Source organism: Acetobacter lovaniensis (genome assembly GCF_014207635.1).
Taxonomy (GTDB): domain Bacteria; phylum Pseudomonadota; class Alphaproteobacteria; order Acetobacterales; family Acetobacteraceae; genus Acetobacter; species Acetobacter lovaniensis.
Map to the genome: position 1 here is coordinate 409855 of NZ_JACHIE010000001.1, position 17601 is coordinate 427455.

Below are 17601 nucleotides of genomic sequence, written 5' to 3' on the forward strand. Positions count from 1 at the left end.
GAAATAGCCGTCATTTTGCCAGTAGATAGCCGCACATCCCTCTCCCGCTTGTGACATTATCTTTACAAACCATTGCTCCAGCCCTGTGCTGGGACCGGAAAAGCAATGCTGAAGCATGTACCCCTGCCATTGGGACCGCTCTCTATTTTAACGTTTGCGTCATGCAACTGCGCAATGGCGCAAACAAGGCTCAGCCCCAGACCACTGCCAGGCACATGCCGACTCTTGTCCGAACGATAGAAACGGGACAACACATTCTGCCTTTCCTCCGGGGCAATGCCCGTGCCTGTATCGGTCACAATCAGCAGGACCGCATCCTCCTTTTGTTGCACATCCAGCACGATACTGCCGCCTTCAGGAGTAAATTTGATGGCATTATCAACCAGATTAGCGAGCAGTTCGATCAGAAGATGCCGATCCCCCCATACTGGCCCCTCATCCGCAGAGGGCAGAGCCTGAAGTTTTTTATCTTCCATTTCGGCAATGGGTTCGTAAAGGTCGAACACATCATCCATCAACTCACGCAGCTTCACCTGCGCAAAACCGGCCATGCGGCGGCTGTTCTCTATCTCGGCAATCCTGAGCAGGGCGGTAATGATGCCAAGGCACTGGTCAAGATCATCCACCGCCCGGTCTATGGCAGCCTCGAGCTGCTCGGGATTGCGCTCGCCAGACTGGGCGCGCTCGAGCTTGGCCCGCATACGCGAGAGCGGGGTACGCAGATCATGGGCAATATCATTGCCCACAGCACGCATGCCGTCCATCAGATGTTCCAGCCGGTCGAGCATGCGGTTCACGCTCCCCGCCAGCCGTTCCAGATCATCCCGCTCGCGGTTGGCGGGTAGACGTTCATGAATATCGCCCGCCATAATCCGGTCTATGGCTTCGTGCATTTCCTTCACGCGGGAGAGGGCGCGATGGCTGAGCGCCACCCCAAGGAACAACGCAAACAAAAACGTGGGCACCGCCGCCGCCAGCATGGCATGACGGAGCATGAACTTCTGCTCCGCCAGCAGATGAAAGCTGCGCCCCAGCACCAGAATGGTATGGTCTGGCAAGGTAACCGCCAGCAGACGCAGGGGGTAGGGAGCGCCCTCTTCGGGATAAATCTCGATATTATGGGGCTTGCCGTCCGCCTTGAGCCCACGCGGCCAAGTGTGCAGATCGCCCGCAATCAGCGCATGCCCCGCATCGAACAGACCGGCACTGTTGATGATCAGGCGCAGGTCATCCGTTGCGCGGCGGCGGATGACATACTCCAGATGTTCGGGCGACATCTGGGCCAGCAACTCTGCCTCCCCCTGTAGCAGTTCCGTGGAGCGGCGGGATTCCACCGCCTCCATCTGGGCGTAAACCAGCCCGAACTGCATGAGCATGACACCAGCCATAGCCGCCAGCGCCATGAGAGTGATCCGGAATGTGGCTGTCCGGAAAACCTCAGTCAGAAACACGCAACTGGAACCCCGTACCACGAATGCTCTGGATAAGCGGTTCCTCGCCCGGAGCATCAACCTTCCGGCGCAGCTTGCCTATATGTACATCAACCAGATTGGTGCGCGGGATAAAACGGTACTGCCAGACATCCTCCAGCAGCATGGAGCGCGTCAGCACCTGTCCGGGACGACGCATAAGGTATTCGAGCAGCCGGAATTCACGCGGGAGCAGGTCAATCTCGCGGCCATCCCGCCAGACGCGGCGCTCGATCAGGTCCATTTCCAGCGGGCCGGTACGCAGCTTGGTGTTGCGCGTATCATCAGGCCGCCGCAGCAGCGCTTCAATCCGTGCGACAAGCTCCTCCATGGCAAAAGGCTTGGTCAGGTAATCATCCCCCCCGGCCTTAAGCCCTGTTACCCGGTCATCCACAGCAGACAGGGCGGACAGGACCAGCACAGGCGCGCGAATCCCCTGCTGGCGCATGGCTTCTATAACAGAAAGCCCATCACACCCGGGCAGAAGCCGGTCCACCACCATTACATCGGCCTCGCCCTTTACGGCTGCATCCAGCCCGGCATTGCCTGTTTCCTCATGATGGACGTTAAAGCCGCGTCCTGTGAGTTCCCCCACGATTTCCTCGGCAATCCTGCCGTCGTCCTCGATAAGGAGAACCGTCCGCCCTTCCAGAAAAGGCGGTAGCGTATCATCTTCAGACATACCTGCCCTCTTGCTCGTGTTCTATCCTGTTGCAGTGCCGCCCTTCATATGGCCACTAAATTCAATTTCAGACTCTTCACCTTCGTCCTCACTCGCAACCGGGTTATCAAGTTCCTTCAGCTTGCGGGTAACCACTCTGGTGCGCCGTCTGGCCTCCTCAATTGAGAAGGACATAGCCTGCGCATTCCGTGCCAGCTTGTCCAGCACTCCATCCATTTTCAGCATTTCCTGCCGGGTTGCACCCAGCAAGCGGGCAATGCTTTCCGTCCGCTCCTCCAGCGCCAGAGTTACGTAACCCAGATGAATGGTGCGCAGCATGGCGGGCATAAGGGCTGGCCCCATGACCATAACCCGGTACTGCCGCCCGACATCATCTATCAGACCCGGAATGCGGGCCACTTCCGTGTAGAGCCCGTCAGTTGGCAGATAAAGCACGGCGAACTCAACAGTTGCCGGAGGCTGAATGTATTTCGTGGCGATTTTGCGGGCTTCCATCCGCACGGTGTTCTCCAGAGACTTGCGGGCCGCCTTTTCCCCCACCACATCGCCTTCTTCCGCCGCGTTGAGCAGTTTTTCGTACGCTTCGGTCGGGAACTTGCTGTCCACCGGCATAAGGGGTGGGGTCTGGGTTTTGACCGGCATGCGAATGGCGAACTCCACCACATCACTCCCCGCCCCCAGCCGCACATTGCTCTCATACGTGCCCGGTGGCAGCACATCATCCAGAATGGCGCGCAACTGGGCCTCTCCCCAGCCCCCACGGGTTTTGACATTACTGAACAGCCGCTTGAGGTCACTGATCTGCGCGGTCATGGCGCGGACCTCGCCCATGGCCTTCTGCATGGCGGCAAACTGCTCCAGCACCCGCTGGAACGATGTGTGCATCTGCCGCTCCACCGCCTCGTGCAGTTGCTCGGTCACTGCGTGGCGGATTGCAGAAAGTTGCTGGGCAGAAGCTTCCGCCATGGTACGCAGGGCCTCGGCCTGTGCGGCCCGTGCCTCCGCCTGCTCACGCCCCAGACCGCCAGAAAGGCTGCCAAGCTGCTCGGCCAGTTCGGTACGCATACGCTCCAGCCGTTCGCCAAAAGCCCGTTCCATTTCGGTCATGGCGGCTCTTTGCGCGGATGAATCCGCACGGGCGGCGGCGGCCTCACGCTCCATCATGACGTAAAGCCGTGCCAGCAGATCACTATCCGCACTCTTGGCTGGCGGTTTGCGCAGCACAAAAGCCAGCACTACTCCCAGCAAAAGAGCCGTGACCGCCACACAGACAAGAACAATTACAGAACTCATACCCTGTTTTGTCTGATGTCCGCCCCAAGAGCAAGCTCCTTTGCTCACTGTTTCTGAACAAAAAATGCACCTGTCAGGCAACACCCCTCATGCCGCGGACGTAATGACAGGCATGGTGTGGTAATGATACCATTCCTGCTCACGGTGCCTTGTTCACCAACACAACAAAAAATCCAGGAATGGAGAACCCGCTTGAACACGGCACAACGCATTCGGGGTATTCTGGCAGGATCAGCCGGGAACCTGCTCGAATATTTTGACTGGTATGTTTATTCTTCCTTCACCATCTACTTCGCCCATGCGTTTTTTCCACATGGCAATCCTACTGCCGAACTGCTTAATGCGGCGGCTGTATTTGCCGTTGGTTTTTTTATGCGCCCCATTGGCGGGTGGCTGCTGGGCATGGCGGCAGACCGGTACGGGCGGCGCAAGGCGCTTACCTTTTCTGTTCTGGCCATGTGTTTTGGGTCTCTGGCCATAGCCCTGTGCCCCACATACGAGCAGATCGGCGTTGTGGCCCCGGTCATTCTTGTGCTCGCACGTCTGGTGCAGGGGTTGAGCCTTGGGGGGGAATATGGTGCTTCCGCCACCTATCTGGCCGAAGTTTCCACCCCGCAGCACCGGGGGTTCTGGTCAGGATTTTTGTATGTCACGCTGGTTATGGGGCAACTGCTGGCCCTATGCGTACTGCTGGTCATGCAATACGTGTTTTTGACACCGCAGCAGATTGCAGGCTGGGGCTGGCGTATTCCCTTCCTGATCGGGGCAGGCGGGGCCGTTCTGGTGTTCTGGCTCCGCCGCCAGATGGTGGAGAGCGAAAGCTTTGAGAATACAAGCAACAAGCAGGCCAAAGGGGGCATACGCGTTATGCTGGCCCACTGGCCATCGGTGTTGCGGGTCTGCGGGTTAACCCTTGGTGGAACAGTCGCTTTTTACACCTACACCATTTACATGCAGAAATACCTTGCCAACTCCCTTGGTTTTTCCAAGGAAACGGCCACCCTGATCTCTGCCGCCAGCCTGTTTGTGTTTGCCGCCATGCAGCCTGCGTTTGGCGCGGTATCCGACCGGATCGGGCGCAAACCCCTGCTCCTGTTTTTTGGTATCGGGGCAAGTCTTGGCACTGTACCGCTGCTGAATGCCCTCTCCCGCGCCACATCGGGCTGGGTTGCATTCGGGCTGATTGTTGCCGCCCTGTTCATGGCCTCGGGGTACACGTCCATCAACGCCATTGTTAAGGCAGAGCTTTTCCCCACCCGTGTGCGCGCCCTGGGGGTAGCGCTACCCTATGCGCTGACCGTGTCCATTTTTGGCGGCACAACCGAGTATATCGCCCTGTGGTGCAAGCATATTGGCCATGAAGGCTGGTTTGCATGGTATGTTTCCGCTTGTGCGCTGGTCACTCTTGCAACCGCGTTAACCCTGCAAAAAACTGGTACGATGCCAGAAAACACGCCCTGACCCTATTCTGGCACTCTTCAACAAAAGGACAGGGATCAGCCTTCAATTTGCCACAAGCAGATCGATATTTAAGGGAGAACAAAAATACGGAGCAGCCTGACACCCTGCTCCAGGGAGGCACGTTTGATGCGCCGCATGACACAATTTCTGATGGCCCTGCCCGTTATTGCGGGCCTTAGCCTGGCAACACTGCCTGGCGCACAGGCCCAACCCGGACGCTGGGGTGGCGGTGGCCCCGGCTGGGGTGGTCGGGGCTGGGGCGGTCCAGGCTGGGGTGGCCGGGGCGGACCGGGATGGGAGCACCACCACCGGGGCGAAGGTGGCGCAATCGCTGGCGCGCTCATTGGTGGTCTGGCGGTTGGCGCCCTTGCCGGAGCCGCCATGAGAGGTGGCCCCGGTGGCTATGCGTATGGCTACAGTTATGGCCCTCCTCCGCCGCCACCGCCACCACCTGCCTATGTGGTACCGGTAGTGCCCATGGGACCACCTCCGGGTTATTACTATGCCGTTCCCGGTGGCTATTACCCCGGCTGGTAACATCCTGTCTGGCAGGGTCGGCACGCAAGCCTTTGCATAAGAGGTGGCATGGTACCGCTCAGGCTGCACTCCCCAGTGCCTGCGCCTGAGCGAGCACCGCATCCACATGGCCGCTGACTTTGACCTTGGGCCAGATGTAAGCAATATCGCCTCTGGCATCGATCAGAAACGTCGCGCGCTCTATGCCCATATAGGTCCGGCCATACAGGGATTTTTCCACCCATACGCCGTAAGCCTCGGTAACGCGCCCGTCCTCGTCTGACGCCAGAGGAAAGGTCAGGCTGTACTTGGCCGCGAATGAGTCCAGCTTTTTAACCGGATCGCGCGAGACACCAATAACGCTCAGTCCGGCCTGTTCAAAAGCCTGCAACGCTTCGTTAAACCCACAGGCTTCCTTTGTGCAGCCGGGTGTGTCTGCCTTGGGGTAAAAATAGAGCACAAACGGCTGCCCCTTGAGTGCCGCACTTTCCACCGTGCGTCCACCAGTTGCCGCCATGCTGAACGCCGGGGCTTTGTCCCCTACCTTGAGCGCCTGACTGCTTTGCATAACCGTAAACTCCTTCATACCATGTTGTTCGGGGGTCACCCGCTTTTCAGTCCTCTGGCCGTTCGGCTGGTGCCATAGAGGCAACGGGGCCGACCAGCCTTTCAAAACAGTTCCGCACATCGCGCGCCAGCAGGTTGGTCCGCTCCATCAGTTCGGGCAGGGTCCGGGCCTTCATGTTCCTGAGCAGAATATTCAGGGCCGCGGGCACCATATCCGTTTCCAGCTCCTTTGGGGGTACGGGGCCACATAGCAAACGCAGCAGGGCCTGCAGACGCCGCCAGAAAAAATCCGCCTGCCTGAGTAGTTTTACATCTGCCGCACTCAGCACTCCGCACCGTTCCAGCCGCCCCAGCGCCAGCCGGGTGGACGGGCTACGGGCCATGGGGTTGGCGGCGACAAGCTGGAAAATCTGCGCAATGAACTCCACTTCCATAAGCCCCCCTGCCCGGCGCTTGATGTCCCATATGGAACTGGCGGGCAGGTCACGGGCCAGACGCTCACGCATGGTGCGGGCATCCTCCAGCAAGGTGGCGCGCTTGGGGGGGATGGCGCGAATACTCCCGTCCAGCACCCGCTCCATATCCTGCGTCAACGCGCGCCGCAGGGCTTGCGGGGCCGCCACAATGCGTGCGCGCGTAAGGGCCATACATTCCCACGTCCAGGCGGCTTCCGTGTGGTAACGCAGGAACGCCGTGCGCGGGACAGCAACCGGCCCCGCAGCCCCCGATGGGCGCAGGCGCATATCCACCGCATAAAGCGGGCCTTCCGGCCCCGGTGCGGTCAGTGCGGCAATAAAGGCGTGGGCCAGACGGGTGTAATACTGCCCCACGGCAACACTACGGGGGCGGGAGAAGGCCTGTTCCTGCCCGTCATGACGGCTTTTGGCCGTGACCTGACTGGTCTGAATCTCCTCCGGATGGTCAAACACCATCAGCAGGTCAAGGTCGGAGCCGGGCATCATCTCGCGCGAGCCAGCCTTGCCCATGGCAATAACCGCCATGCCCCCTCCGGGCACACGGCCATAGCGGCGCACATGGTCACGCTCCACAGCCTGTTTGATCACAATCATGATCGTATCGGCCAGCAGGGTGCGTTCGCGCTCGGCGTCATCCTCGCCAATCCGCCCTTCCAGCAGTGCAACGGACAGGCGGAACTCCTCGCCCCGCAGCATGGGGCGCAGGGTGGTCAGCAGTTCTTCCACATCAGCGACTTCCCCGGCCAGTGTTTTCAGGCGCGCCACCACGTTACGCCCTTCCCCCGGTTCGGGGGCCAGCAGCCCTTCCAGCGCAGAGGGCTTGTCCGCCAGATGGTCGGCCAGAAAGGCCGAGGCATCAAAAATGCTGGCAATGCGGTCGACCAGTTCGGGGTTGCGTTCAAAAAGCGAGAGCAGTTGCACCCCGGCGTGCTGGCGCGCCAGCAGGGCATCAAACCTGCGCAGGCAGGCCAGCGGGTTGCCACGCTGGCCAAAATTGGCCAGCAGGGCGGGAAGCAGCGCGCGCAGCAGGGCATGTGCCCGCTCCGAGCGCAGGGCACGCAGGCTGTTGCCACTCCACCGGCCCAGAACCTGTGCCGCCTCCACCAGTTGGGACTGGGGAAAACCATATTTTTCCAGCAGTTCGGCGACCTGCCCTTCTTCTGGGCCGGGCATGAGCACACTGCCTGCTTCCATGCCGTTCTGCGCGGGCTGGGTAATAAAATGCCGTTCGAAAATCCGCCTTGCCTCGCGCATGCGCGGGAGCATGTCCAGCGCCAGAGCCTCCCCATCGGAATAGTTCATGAAGACGGCGAAGGCATCAAACCCTTCCACCGTCTCGGGCAGGCTGTGGGTCTGGTGGTCGGCGCGCATTTGCAGGCGATGTTCCGCATCACGCAAAAAGCGGTAGGTGCGGGCCAGGACTTCGGCCTCGGTCCGGGGTAGCCTGCCCGAACCCACCAGCTTTTTAAGCGCGCCAAAAGTTGTTTTATCCCGCAGTCCGGGCTCGCGCCCTCCCCAGACCAGCTGCATGGCCTGCGCAATAAATTCAATTTCGCGTATACCGCCCTGCCCCAGCTTGAGGTTATGGCCCAGAAGCCACGCCCGGCTGGCAGCGGGGTCCGCCAGAACAGAATCGGGTAGTTGCGCCAGATCCGTCCGTCCCGCCTTGCGGTAGCGGTCTATGCGGGCCTTCATGTCGTGGATGTCGTCAATCAGGGCGAAGTCGAGGTGCCTGCGCCAGATAAACGGCCTGATAGCCGCCAGAAAGCGCCGCCCCAGCGTAAGGTCTCCCGCCACCGCACGCGCCTTGATCATGGCCGCGCGCTCCCATGTCTGGCCTAAGCTCTCGTAATACAGCGTGGCAGCCTGTACGGTTACAGCAGGTGGAGTAGAAGAAGGGTCGGGCCTGAGCCGCAAATCGGTACGAAAAACGTAGCCATTCGCATCGCGCGCTTCCATCAGACTAACAAGATCGTTAGTCATACGCACAAATACACGTCGCACCGCGTCTGACTGAGAATACGTTGTGGGGTCGTACAACACTATCAGGTCGATGTCGGATGAAAAATTCAGTTCACGCGCGCCCAGCTTGCCCATGGCCAGCACGACAAGCCCACAGCCCGAAGTGGGGTTTTCGGGGTCTGGCAGGTCAAGCTGCCCGGCCTGACTGGCGTGCCACAGCATATGTTTGAGCGCGATTTCCAGCGCGGTTTCAGCCAGTCGGCTGAGCGTATGCGTGACTTCCTCCAGCGACCAGGCACCACCGAGGTCCGCAATGGCGCAAATAAAAGCTATACGCTTTTTGGCATGACGAAGGAACGCGGCGACATACTCTCGCCCCGATGTGGCGTCAAACTGTGCGCATGTTGCAAACGCATCGAGCACACAGCTATCCGGCCCCTTGTCCAGCAGAGCCGCAAAAGCCTGAATATCCTCCCGCGCCAGATCGGACAGGTACGGGCTGTTCCCGCCAAGGCACAGCATCAACTCACGCGCACCGGGCAGCGCCATGACCGATGCCGCGACACCGTTCTGGCTGGCCAGTTCCAGCATGTCCTCAACAAACACTGCGGCCCTGTGCCCGTCCGCCGGAGCGGGCCAGTCTGCATCCGGCCAGATCCTCGGGCCTTGCCTGCGGGTCTGTCTTACGTCACGGAAGAGAGAATGATCTGCCTGCGTCATGATATGGCCCGTACTGTGAACAATAAAGGCTTGCTGCGTTGACTTCCAACGGTCAAGACACCTCATCTCCCCCAGGAACAAAAATTCCACGGACGCTGGCTATTGGCGCGTGTGTTCTGTTGGCCTTCCCTTTTGTGGGGCTGGGTGCGTTGCTGGGCACCATGGCGTTTGGCCCGCTTGATATTACCCCGGTGGTACGGCCTTTTCTGCCCATCACAATCATCAGGGCGGACCACGGCCAGCCGCCAGCAGTCAGCCTGCGGCTGGGCCATGCCGAACTCCGCTGGAACGGCCTGCGTGAAGGCATGGGTGTGCCCCTGACAGTTGTACTTGAAGACCTGAGATTTATTGCCCCAGGCAATGCCCACCAGAACACCGTGCGCGAGGCAGACGTATCGCTGGACCCGCTGGCGCTGCTGCACGGCAGCATCAGACTGCGCACCATCAACATCAAAGGGCTCCGCCTTGCCCTGCGCCGCGCCCATAATGGCAGTGTGGGATTTGACCTTGACCTGCCCTCCATGCCCTCCGCCCACCAGAACAACATGCTGGAAACCTACGGGCTGGAACACGCGCGCATGGAAGATGCCAGCATCAGCATGGATGACCAGTTGACCGGCACACACTGGCTGGCATCCGATATTGATGTGGACCTGCACCTGCACACAATAGGGCGGGCCACAGGGGTGACCGGGTCTGTCCGGCTAGGCATAGCGCCCCGGAACGACCCCGGTACCAGACTGGTCCTGACCGCACACGGCGCACCTGCGGACAATGGCAGGCAGATTGCATGGCACCTGAGCACCAACACGATCAACCCCGCCAGCTTTACCCCCCTGCGCCCCGAACTGGCCAGAATAGACCTGCCCGTAAGCGTGACCGCGGATACGTATTTTACATCCACGACAAAGTCGCCGTGGATGGTGCCCAATGCACTGGAACTCACGGCCTCCATAGGCTCTGGCCATGTGGAGGCTGGCGGCTCCCGCTATGAGGTGGACCACGGTACGGCGGACATGTTCGTACTACTCAACCAGAGCAGGGTACAGTCCGTACCCGCCCAGATTACCCTGCCCTGTGTGCATCTGCTGTTACGCAACCCCAGTGCGCCGGATGATGCCGCACGCGCCCTGAGCGTGAACCTGAGTGGCTTCCTGAACACATCGGACCTGATGCAGCCCAAAGGCATAGAGGCCCGGCTCAGTGCGAGCATTCCTCATGTCTCGTTTGAAGACCTGACCTACTACTGGCCCAGCCTCGCTGCCAAGGGTGGCAAAAAATGGGTGACCGAGAACATAACCAGCGGCACGGCCACCAACCTTGTAACCACAGCCGAACTGGGTAGCAGTCAGGGCTGGAAGGACTTAAAGCTGACCGGCATACAGGGAGGCATTGATGCAACGGGCCTGACCGTTCACTGGCTGCGCCCCATTACACCCCTGCAGGGGCTGGATGCCCGGCTGGACATCATAAGCCCGGACAAGCTGAGCATTCACTTCGACCACGGCTATCAGCTTGTGGACCTGACAGACAAAAACGTCGACCAGACCGGCACTGGCCGGATTGAGGCCGGGCCGGGCTACATGGATATTGTGGGCCTGACCGAAAAAGACCAGACCGGCATTATAGAAACCGACCTGCACGGACCTTTGCAGGATGTGATGGCCCTGCTGGCCGAACCCCGGCTGCGCCTGCTCTCACGCCACCCGCTCAGCCTGACCCGCCCACGTGGTACGGCCGCCCTGCATCTGGGCTTAAGCCTGCCACTGATCAGCCGCGTAACCATTAACGACATGACCATCCAGAGCCATGCCGATGTCACGCATGCCTCCATTGGCAATGTTGTTGCCGGGCGTGATGTTACCGATGCCCGTTTTGGGCTGGATGTGACCACAGACGGGCTTGCCCTTGCAGGGCACGGGGTTATTGGTGGCCTGCCTTCCGATCTGACATACAACATGGACTTCCGCTCCCTTCCGCCTGATGCGGTGGCGGAAAAGGCCCATCTGACCTCGCGCATAACGCCCGAGACGGCTCTGGCCGCGGGCATTGCCACGGGAGACCACTTTGCAGGCAGCGCGGACCTTGCTGTGGATTACCAGCAACTGGCCAGTCATATCGGCACTGTCGGCCTTGATCTGGACCTTGGTCAAGCGGATATCCGCATTCCCGTATGGCACAAAACAGCAGGGCAGGCCGCACATGCCTCCGCCACGCTGGGTCTGGACCGGGGACGGATTACCAATGTGGACCATCTTCAGGCATCTGGCCCGGATATGAGTGTGGTCGGCAAGGCGCAGTTGCTGCCCGGACACGCGCCTGAACTGATTATTTCGTCCTTCAGGCTCGCGCGTTCCAGTGGTCACGCCAAGCTGGTGCTCCCCCAGAGCCAGTCCGGCAACATGGTCCATGTTGGCGTTTATGCAGACACGCTCGACCTTTCCCCCCTTATGAGCGGGGATGAGCACGAACCAGCCACGTCTGAGACCAGAAAACCGGCCAACTACCATGTGCCAGAAGCCGCAACCGGCAAGCTGCATGGCCCCCGTGGCACGGCATGGGCCATTGACCTGACGGCCAACCAGCTCTGGTACAGCAAGACCAAGCAGCCCCTGCGCACCGTGCAGGCCTATTTTGAAGACGATGGCCTGCGGCTGGAAAAAATGCGCTTTGTCATGCGCGGGCCGGTGCCAGCCAGCATGACACTCGTCCCCACAGGGAAAAACCGCACCCTGCACGCCCATATTCCCGATATGGGAGCGTTTCTGGCGGCCTTTAACATTCTCCCCGACGTCAAGGGTGGGCAGGCCGTACTGGATGGCACGTTTGATGATGCCGAACCCGCCGCTCCCTTCAGCGGTACGCTGAGCGTTACGCCGTTTACGCTCAAAAAAGCGCCAACATCCCTTCAGGTCGCGCGCAATATTTCACTCTACGGCTGGCTCAATGCCCAGAACGCCAACGATTTTCTGGTCACGCACTTCAATATGCCCGTGACATTTGAAGAGGGTCTGCTCGAAATCCATGATGGCACAACCGGCAACGGTGCGCTGGGGGCCACGCTGGAAGGCAGGGTCAACCTTGACCACAACAGCATAGACCTGCACGGCACCGTGGTTCCCATTTTTGCCCTGAACACCCTGCCGGGCAAACTGCCGGGTATTGGCAAACTGTTCAGCCCGGAAAAAAACGGGGGGCTGCTGGCTGTCACCTTTGGGATTACGGGTAATCTGGAAGACCCGACCCTGCACATCAACCCCTATTCCATTTTCCTGCCCGGCGCACTGCGCGAGATGTTCTAACGCCCGGCATTCCCCCGCACGGCGCATTCCGTGCGGGGGAATGCTCTGGTGGCATGGCCCTGCTAGGGCGCATGCCTTTGGGATGGCAGGTCCGATGCCGCATCACGCGAGGCAGACGTATCCACCCCTCCTCCTGTATCGGGCAGGTCTGCGTCACTTTCCTGCAAAAAAACGGGGTCCTGCACGGTCCGGTTGATGGAAAGGCTCAACGCTCCGGAATGTACCAGATCACGCAGAGAGGTATCCTCATCCTCCATGCCGGTATCCACCCCATTTCCGCTGATTTCACCGACCGCATGCAACACCTGCCCACTATGGGAGTGAACTTTCTCATGCAGCCAGTGGCGGGTGTGGGAGACAACGCTGGACGCATCCGCCGCCATGCAGGGCTGCATGTGGGTCAGGGTAATGGTTTCGGTTGTGACAACCGCCTGTGCCTGTGCTTGCTGCGTATGCCCGGCGGGGCCGGGCCGGGCGGTATCGTCCGTTGCAAATACGGTGCCGGAGGGCACCACAACCAGCGTTTGCGGCTGCTGGGCCGCCTGCGCCGTTATGCAGACCGTGGTTGGCCCATCCACCGCCTGAGCCTGCGCTGCGGCATCCGTCCACCCCAAGGCTGCGCATAGCGCAAACAGTAATGCGGTGCGGCCATAGGTTGCGTTGTGCATTCCATCCCTTTCCTGCCTTTATCACCAATGGCCACGCATGGTGTGCACTATGGGTGTGCTGGTGCCTCCTGCTGCAAACCGGGGGGTATGACAAACAGGCTGTCGGGCTGCGCAACACGCTGCACACTGAGTGCGCGCACTGTTATCTGCCCACCCTGCGCGACCTGAAGCAGCAACCCGTCCGCCGTGTAGCAGGCATCCGTCGGGTGGCCATCCGTATCTTTCGTGCGCCATATTGTGCACTGCTCACCTGCCACAACGGAACTCCCCAATCGCGCATAGGAGCCGACCATTGCGGGTTGGCCGGGAGGAGTAAGCTGCTGCGTACCCGGCACAGGCATGATGCTGTCTTTTTTGCGCCCGAGGTCCACAACACTCAGGGTTCTGTCACGCCATGAGGTGATCATGAACACGGAGGACTTATCCGGGTCCAGCCGCTGGCGCAGGGTCGCAACCTGCCACCGCATACGCTGACGGGTGCTGACATCCCCCTGAGGGGAGGCAAGCTCGTACTCCACATCCACATCCACCGAGGGGGTAATGGCAGGTGCTTCCGCTGGTGGCTCACCCGCCATGGGAGTCTGCGCGGGTGGGGCATCCTGCGCTGTGCCCGCCTGCTGCGCATAGGCCTGCATGCCGGGCATACCCGCCAGAGCCAGCCCAAAAGCCACAACGGCAAATGCGCTACGCGACACCATGATGCACCGTGTAGCCATTACCGGGTTTCTCCCTCAGGGTTAGGGCTGGTTGCGGGCAGGCTGGTCGCAGGGCCAACGCCGGTTACGGGGGGCTCGGTCTGGGCCGCATCGGGATAGGGGGAATGGGGTGTAACTTCCTGAAAACCCTGCGGTGGTTCAAAGGCGCTGACCGGCACAATATCGTAAGACACCTTCATGGCGCGCAGGCTGCCATTCAGCCCATCCACGTCCACCCCATCCTGCTGGAGTATGAACCCGTCATCCGTAACGCAGGTTGATGCCTTGCCCTGAGCAGAAACCGCCTGCCATGTGGTACAGGGCTGGCCTGCCACCACATCGCTCCCAGTTTTGGTGAACTGCATGGACATGTCGAGCAGGAACGGGTTGCGTATGCCCTCCTGCTGCACAAGCCGGGTATAGATGTGACGGTCGTTGATAATAACCAGCACCTCCTGCGCGGCACGGTTGATGATCACCGCGCCACGGCTTGCATCCCCTTCCATGCTGGTCATGTAGTTGATCCGCATCAGCCCACCATCGCCCGAATACAGCACCTGCACATGGCGGCTTGCCACGGGTGTGTCCGCTTTGGCTCCGGCCTTGAGGTCCTGCTCGGTCGGGCGGGGCTGAAACACATAGTCGATCACCGCGTCGCGCCCCGGTGTCAGGCGCGGGTGGTCTGTGGCCTGCTGGGCATGCAGGGGAGGAGTAACAATGGCAGACATGGCCAAAACACCAACGGCGCACAGGCCGGGCACACGCAGGCTGCGTTTGCAGGCCGGTAAAAATCTGTCTGTCACCAAATCCATCTCCATTCTTTGCGGCCAGCACTCTCTGGGGGTGCGGGTGCCGCAACCAGCCTGTAAGGTCGTGGCAGCGTTACATACTGCGTATTTCGGCTTCCAGCATATCGGGTGCCAGCGTATCGGACCAGCAGGGCTGCATGCATACGGCACGCTCAAGCTGTTCCTTGTAGTCTGCGGCGGGGATTTCCACCCCACCAAAACGGGCCAGATGCTCCGTGCCGAACTGTGTATCAAGCAGAATAAAACCGTTCAGGCGCATACGGGCAACCAGATGGACAAGAGCCACCTTGGAGGCATCCGTAACCCGGCTGAACATGCTCTCGCCAAAAAACACGCCACCCAGTGCAACCCCATACAACCCGCCCACCAGTTCCCCTTCCATGCGGCATTCAACACTATGGCCAAAGCCCATGGTGTGGAGCGCACAGAACAACTGGTAAATACGACTATTGATCCATGTGCTTTCCCGCCCCGCAGCAGGAGCCGCACACCCGCGCATGACGGCGGGAAAATCCCGGTCCACGCTGACCTCAAAGCGACCGGACAGAACCGTACGGCGCAAACGCCGGGGAACATGAAAACCCTCCAGCGGCAAAATGCCGCGCGGGTCCGGGTCATACCAGTTTAAGGTCGGGTCATCCTCCCCCTCCGCCATGGGGAACAGCCCGACCGCATAGGCCCCCAGCATCAGTTCAGGGGTCAGACCATCAGACATGCCGGACAGGCTCCCATGTTTTTCCACCACTGCCCCCATCCGGGCAACCGGCTTTTCCCGCACTCGTTATCAGGCATAGGGTTGCTTGCGGTATAATGCACCCGCAGCACTATGCTAGCGTGCCTACCAGAATAAACACATCCCTGCCCGGCTCACCATGCTGCACCACGGAGATTTTTGTGACCTCTCTCCTTCCCCGCCTGATCCGCTCCACCCGCCTGCTGGACGCAGTCGAAGAGCGTATCCACTCCGAGTTTGATGCCCCACCCGCACCCGAGCATGCACTCAGCACCGCCGAGTTGCTGAAACTGGCCCACGCCTACCAACCCCTTGCCGTGTTGGTGACGCATACAGCCCCGCTTAAAGGGGCGGATGTCGCAGCCCTGCCAGAGAGTGTTAAACTGGTGGCAACGGTCAGTGTCGGGCTGGACCATCTGGATGTTCCAGCCTTGCTGGCACGCGATATTGCCGTCTCCAACACCCCCGATGTGCTGACCGACTGCAACGCCGATTTGGCGATCATGCTCATTCTGGCCGCCAGCCGCAGGGCTGCGGAGTATTACACGCTCATGAAGGCCGGATGGGGCCACGCACTGGGCATGGGGGAAATGCTGGGCCGCCGCGTTACGGGCAAGCGGCTGGGCATTGTGGGCATGGGCCGCATTGGGCAGGCCGTTGCCAAACGCGCCCGCGGGTTTGACATGACCATTCTCTACCACAACAGGCGGCGGCTGGACGCAGCGGAGGAAGCCGGGGCAACCTACTTTGAAACGCTTGAGGACATGCTCCCCCACTGCGACATTCTCAGCCTGCACATGCCCGGCTCCACAACAGCCCCCCCACTGATAAACGCCCGCACACTTGGGCTGCTGCCGCGTGGGAGTGTGCTGGTCAATGCTGCCCGTGGCTCCCTGATTGATGAAGATGCGCTGATTGCCGCCCTGCGGTCCGGCCAGCTTTTTGCCGCCGGGCTGGATGTGTTCCAGAATGAACCTAACCCGAACCCGGCCCTGCTGACCCTGCCCAACCTGTTCATGACCCCCCATGTCGGCAGTGCTACGGTAGAAACCCGGACCGCCATGGGCATGCTTGCCCTTGATAATGTCCGCGCCATGGTGGAAGGCAAACCCCTGCCTTCCGGCGTGAGCGCGTAAAACGGCAGGGATTAAGGAGAAACAGCCCCATGACCATGCGACTCTTCTGCGTTCTTGCTATGGGTATTTGTGCCGCGCTCTGGTACCCGGCTTTTCATTATCAGGGCACGTTACAGGTTCTGGGGATCAGCTTTCTGGTCATGGCCGTAATTGCGACCTTTATAGAAGACACCGAACAGCGGGTACCGGCTAAAAAATAGCCCAATAAAAAAGCAGGGCCGCGTGTTGCGGCCCTGCTTTTGTTGCTGCCTGTACTCCGGGCGCGGGATTTAGAGCTTTTCGCGCCCTTCAAGGCTGTCACGCAGGGCAAGGGCGGTATCCCGCACCACCGGGCCGTGCTCACGCTCCAGCCTGCGGATGGTAAAATGCGCGCGGGCAAGGGCGCGGTAATGGTTAAAAAACGCTGTATTCAGCGATGCGCCACACAGCGCCCCGGCCACAGGCATAAGCTGGACAGAAATTTTTTGCCCAAGTGCCAGACCATAATGCGAGGCTACCTCGGCAATCAGCATCACAACCGGGCGGCCACGCAGCACTGCGCGGGCGGAAAAATAACCCAGTTCGCTCTCTTCCCCATTCCGCCGGTTGGGAAAAGCTTTGAGTGCGAACACCTCCAGACAGGCGCGTCGGGCGTCCGGGTCGCTCATGTCCTCGCCTTCCTCGCGGGCAATACGGGCAATTTCACGCATGATTGTCAGGGTCGTAAACCCGATATCGGGCGCCAGACCAGCCAGCCCCGCAAAACCACCCACAGCCCCCGACACAGCCACAGCCGCCTGAAGGCCGGATGTGCGCCAGCGCGAGTCTTCCATCGCGGTGTCAGCCGGACCTTTCATGCCCAGTACGGCCACGTCAAACGCACGGGTAATGGCGGTTTCGGCCAGCCCGCGCAGTTTCTGTTCCATGTTGGGAGCCATACCCAGACCACGCATGCCCAGACGCGCCGCATGGCCAACAGCACCGCCCATAAGGTCCGCCAGACGCACCAGAACGCCACGCCCGGATTCAACCGCGATCAGGGCTGTTTCCAACTCGCCCAGATCGCGGCCACTCAGGGCTAGCGGAGTCAGGGCGTTGCCTGCTGTTTCCTTCATGCTCATACGTGCCTTTCC

Annotated in this window: 15 protein-coding genes; 5 read left to right on the forward strand and 10 right to left on the reverse strand. The window is 60.4% G+C overall.

All coding sequences use genetic code 11. The features are described 5' to 3' along the window. Positions 1–62: 62 nt before the first annotated feature. Genes HNR55_RS01885 through HNR55_RS01895 form a run of 3 tightly spaced genes read right to left on the reverse strand, consistent with a single transcriptional unit; the run spans position 63 to position 3444 of the window. Positions 63–1451, reverse strand: a complete 1389-nt coding sequence (locus HNR55_RS01885; protein WP_166110520.1) for a sensor histidine kinase — start codon at positions 1449–1451, stop codon at positions 63–65. After that, the gene (locus tag HNR55_RS01890; RefSeq protein WP_166110523.1) at positions 1438–2151 is read right to left on the reverse strand and encodes a response regulator transcription factor; all 714 of its coding nucleotides are present in this window, start codon (positions 2149–2151) and stop codon (positions 1438–1440) included. The genes HNR55_RS01885 and HNR55_RS01890 overlap by 14 nt, the downstream gene beginning before the upstream one ends. Before the next feature lie 21 nt (positions 2152–2172). Beyond that, positions 2173–3444 (reverse strand): DNA recombination protein RmuC, encoded by a 1272-nt coding sequence (locus HNR55_RS01895; RefSeq protein WP_166110526.1) that lies wholly within the window; start codon positions 3442–3444, stop codon positions 2173–2175. Positions 3445–3636: 192 nt separating this feature from the next. Between HNR55_RS01895 and HNR55_RS01900 the strand changes: the two genes are divergently transcribed. Beyond that, positions 3637–4905: an MFS transporter gene (locus HNR55_RS01900; protein WP_166110529.1), complete on the forward strand. Its 1269-nt coding sequence runs from the start codon at positions 3637–3639 to the stop codon at positions 4903–4905. Positions 4906–5040: 135 nt separating this feature from the next. After that, the gene (locus HNR55_RS01905) at positions 5041–5442 is read left to right on the forward strand and encodes a hypothetical protein (RefSeq protein ID WP_166110532.1); all 402 of its coding nucleotides are present in this window, start codon (positions 5041–5043) and stop codon (positions 5440–5442) included. Positions 5443–5500: 58 nt separating this feature from the next. On the opposite strand, the gene bcp is transcribed toward HNR55_RS01905, so the two are convergent. Both bcp and HNR55_RS01915 read right to left on the reverse strand, forming a co-directional pair. Beyond that, positions 5501–5989, reverse strand: coding sequence for a thioredoxin-dependent thiol peroxidase (gene bcp, locus HNR55_RS01910; RefSeq protein WP_166110537.1), 489 nt, complete (start codon positions 5987–5989; stop codon positions 5501–5503). Between the two features lie 46 nt (positions 5990–6035). Then, positions 6036–9146, reverse strand: coding sequence for a bifunctional [glutamine synthetase] adenylyltransferase/[glutamine synthetase]-adenylyl-L-tyrosine phosphorylase (locus HNR55_RS01915; RefSeq protein ID WP_166110540.1), 3111 nt, complete (start codon positions 9144–9146; stop codon positions 6036–6038). Positions 9147–9265: 119 nt separating this feature from the next. Here HNR55_RS01915 and HNR55_RS01920 point away from each other — a divergent pair, with 119 nt between their 5' ends. Beyond that, a complete protein-coding gene (locus HNR55_RS01920) occupies positions 9266–12448 on the forward strand; it encodes an AsmA-like C-terminal region-containing protein (protein WP_242005378.1) in 3183 nt (1060 codons plus the stop codon). A 62-nt stretch (positions 12449–12510) separates the two neighbouring features. Here the strand turns inward: HNR55_RS01920 and HNR55_RS01925 are convergent, their stop codons facing one another. From HNR55_RS01925 to aat, 4 genes are all read right to left on the reverse strand, one after another. After that, positions 12511–13116, reverse strand: coding sequence for a hypothetical protein (locus HNR55_RS01925; protein ID WP_166110547.1), 606 nt, complete (start codon positions 13114–13116; stop codon positions 12511–12513). 47 nt (positions 13117–13163) lie between these two features. Next, entirely contained in the window at positions 13164–13832 is a 669-nt protein-coding gene (locus HNR55_RS01930; protein ID WP_242005379.1) for a hypothetical protein, read from the reverse strand. Beyond that, the gene (locus HNR55_RS01935) at positions 13832–14614 is read right to left on the reverse strand and encodes a DUF4412 domain-containing protein (RefSeq protein WP_253544973.1); all 783 of its coding nucleotides are present in this window, start codon (positions 14612–14614) and stop codon (positions 13832–13834) included. Before HNR55_RS01935 ends, HNR55_RS01930 begins: the two co-directional genes overlap by 1 nt. Positions 14615–14693: 79 nt before the next feature. Continuing rightward, positions 14694–15335, reverse strand: coding sequence for a leucyl/phenylalanyl-tRNA--protein transferase (aat, locus tag HNR55_RS01940; protein WP_221441725.1), 642 nt, complete (start codon positions 15333–15335; stop codon positions 14694–14696). Between the two features lie 179 nt (positions 15336–15514). Here aat and HNR55_RS01945 point away from each other — a divergent pair, with 179 nt between their 5' ends. Together HNR55_RS01945 and HNR55_RS01950 are read left to right on the forward strand one after the other, a co-directional pair. Then, the gene (locus tag HNR55_RS01945; RefSeq protein ID WP_166110553.1) at positions 15515–16489 is read left to right on the forward strand and encodes a 2-hydroxyacid dehydrogenase; all 975 of its coding nucleotides are present in this window, start codon (positions 15515–15517) and stop codon (positions 16487–16489) included. A 29-nt stretch (positions 16490–16518) separates the two neighbouring features. Next, the gene (locus HNR55_RS01950; protein ID WP_166110556.1) at positions 16519–16689 is read left to right on the forward strand and encodes a hypothetical protein; all 171 of its coding nucleotides are present in this window, start codon (positions 16519–16521) and stop codon (positions 16687–16689) included. Between the two features lie 69 nt (positions 16690–16758). Here the strand turns inward: HNR55_RS01950 and HNR55_RS01955 are convergent, their stop codons facing one another. After that, on the reverse strand, positions 16759–17583 hold the full coding sequence (locus HNR55_RS01955; RefSeq protein WP_166111247.1) for an EcsC family protein: 825 nt from the start codon (positions 17581–17583) through the stop codon (positions 16759–16761). Positions 17584–17601 lie beyond the last annotated feature (18 nt).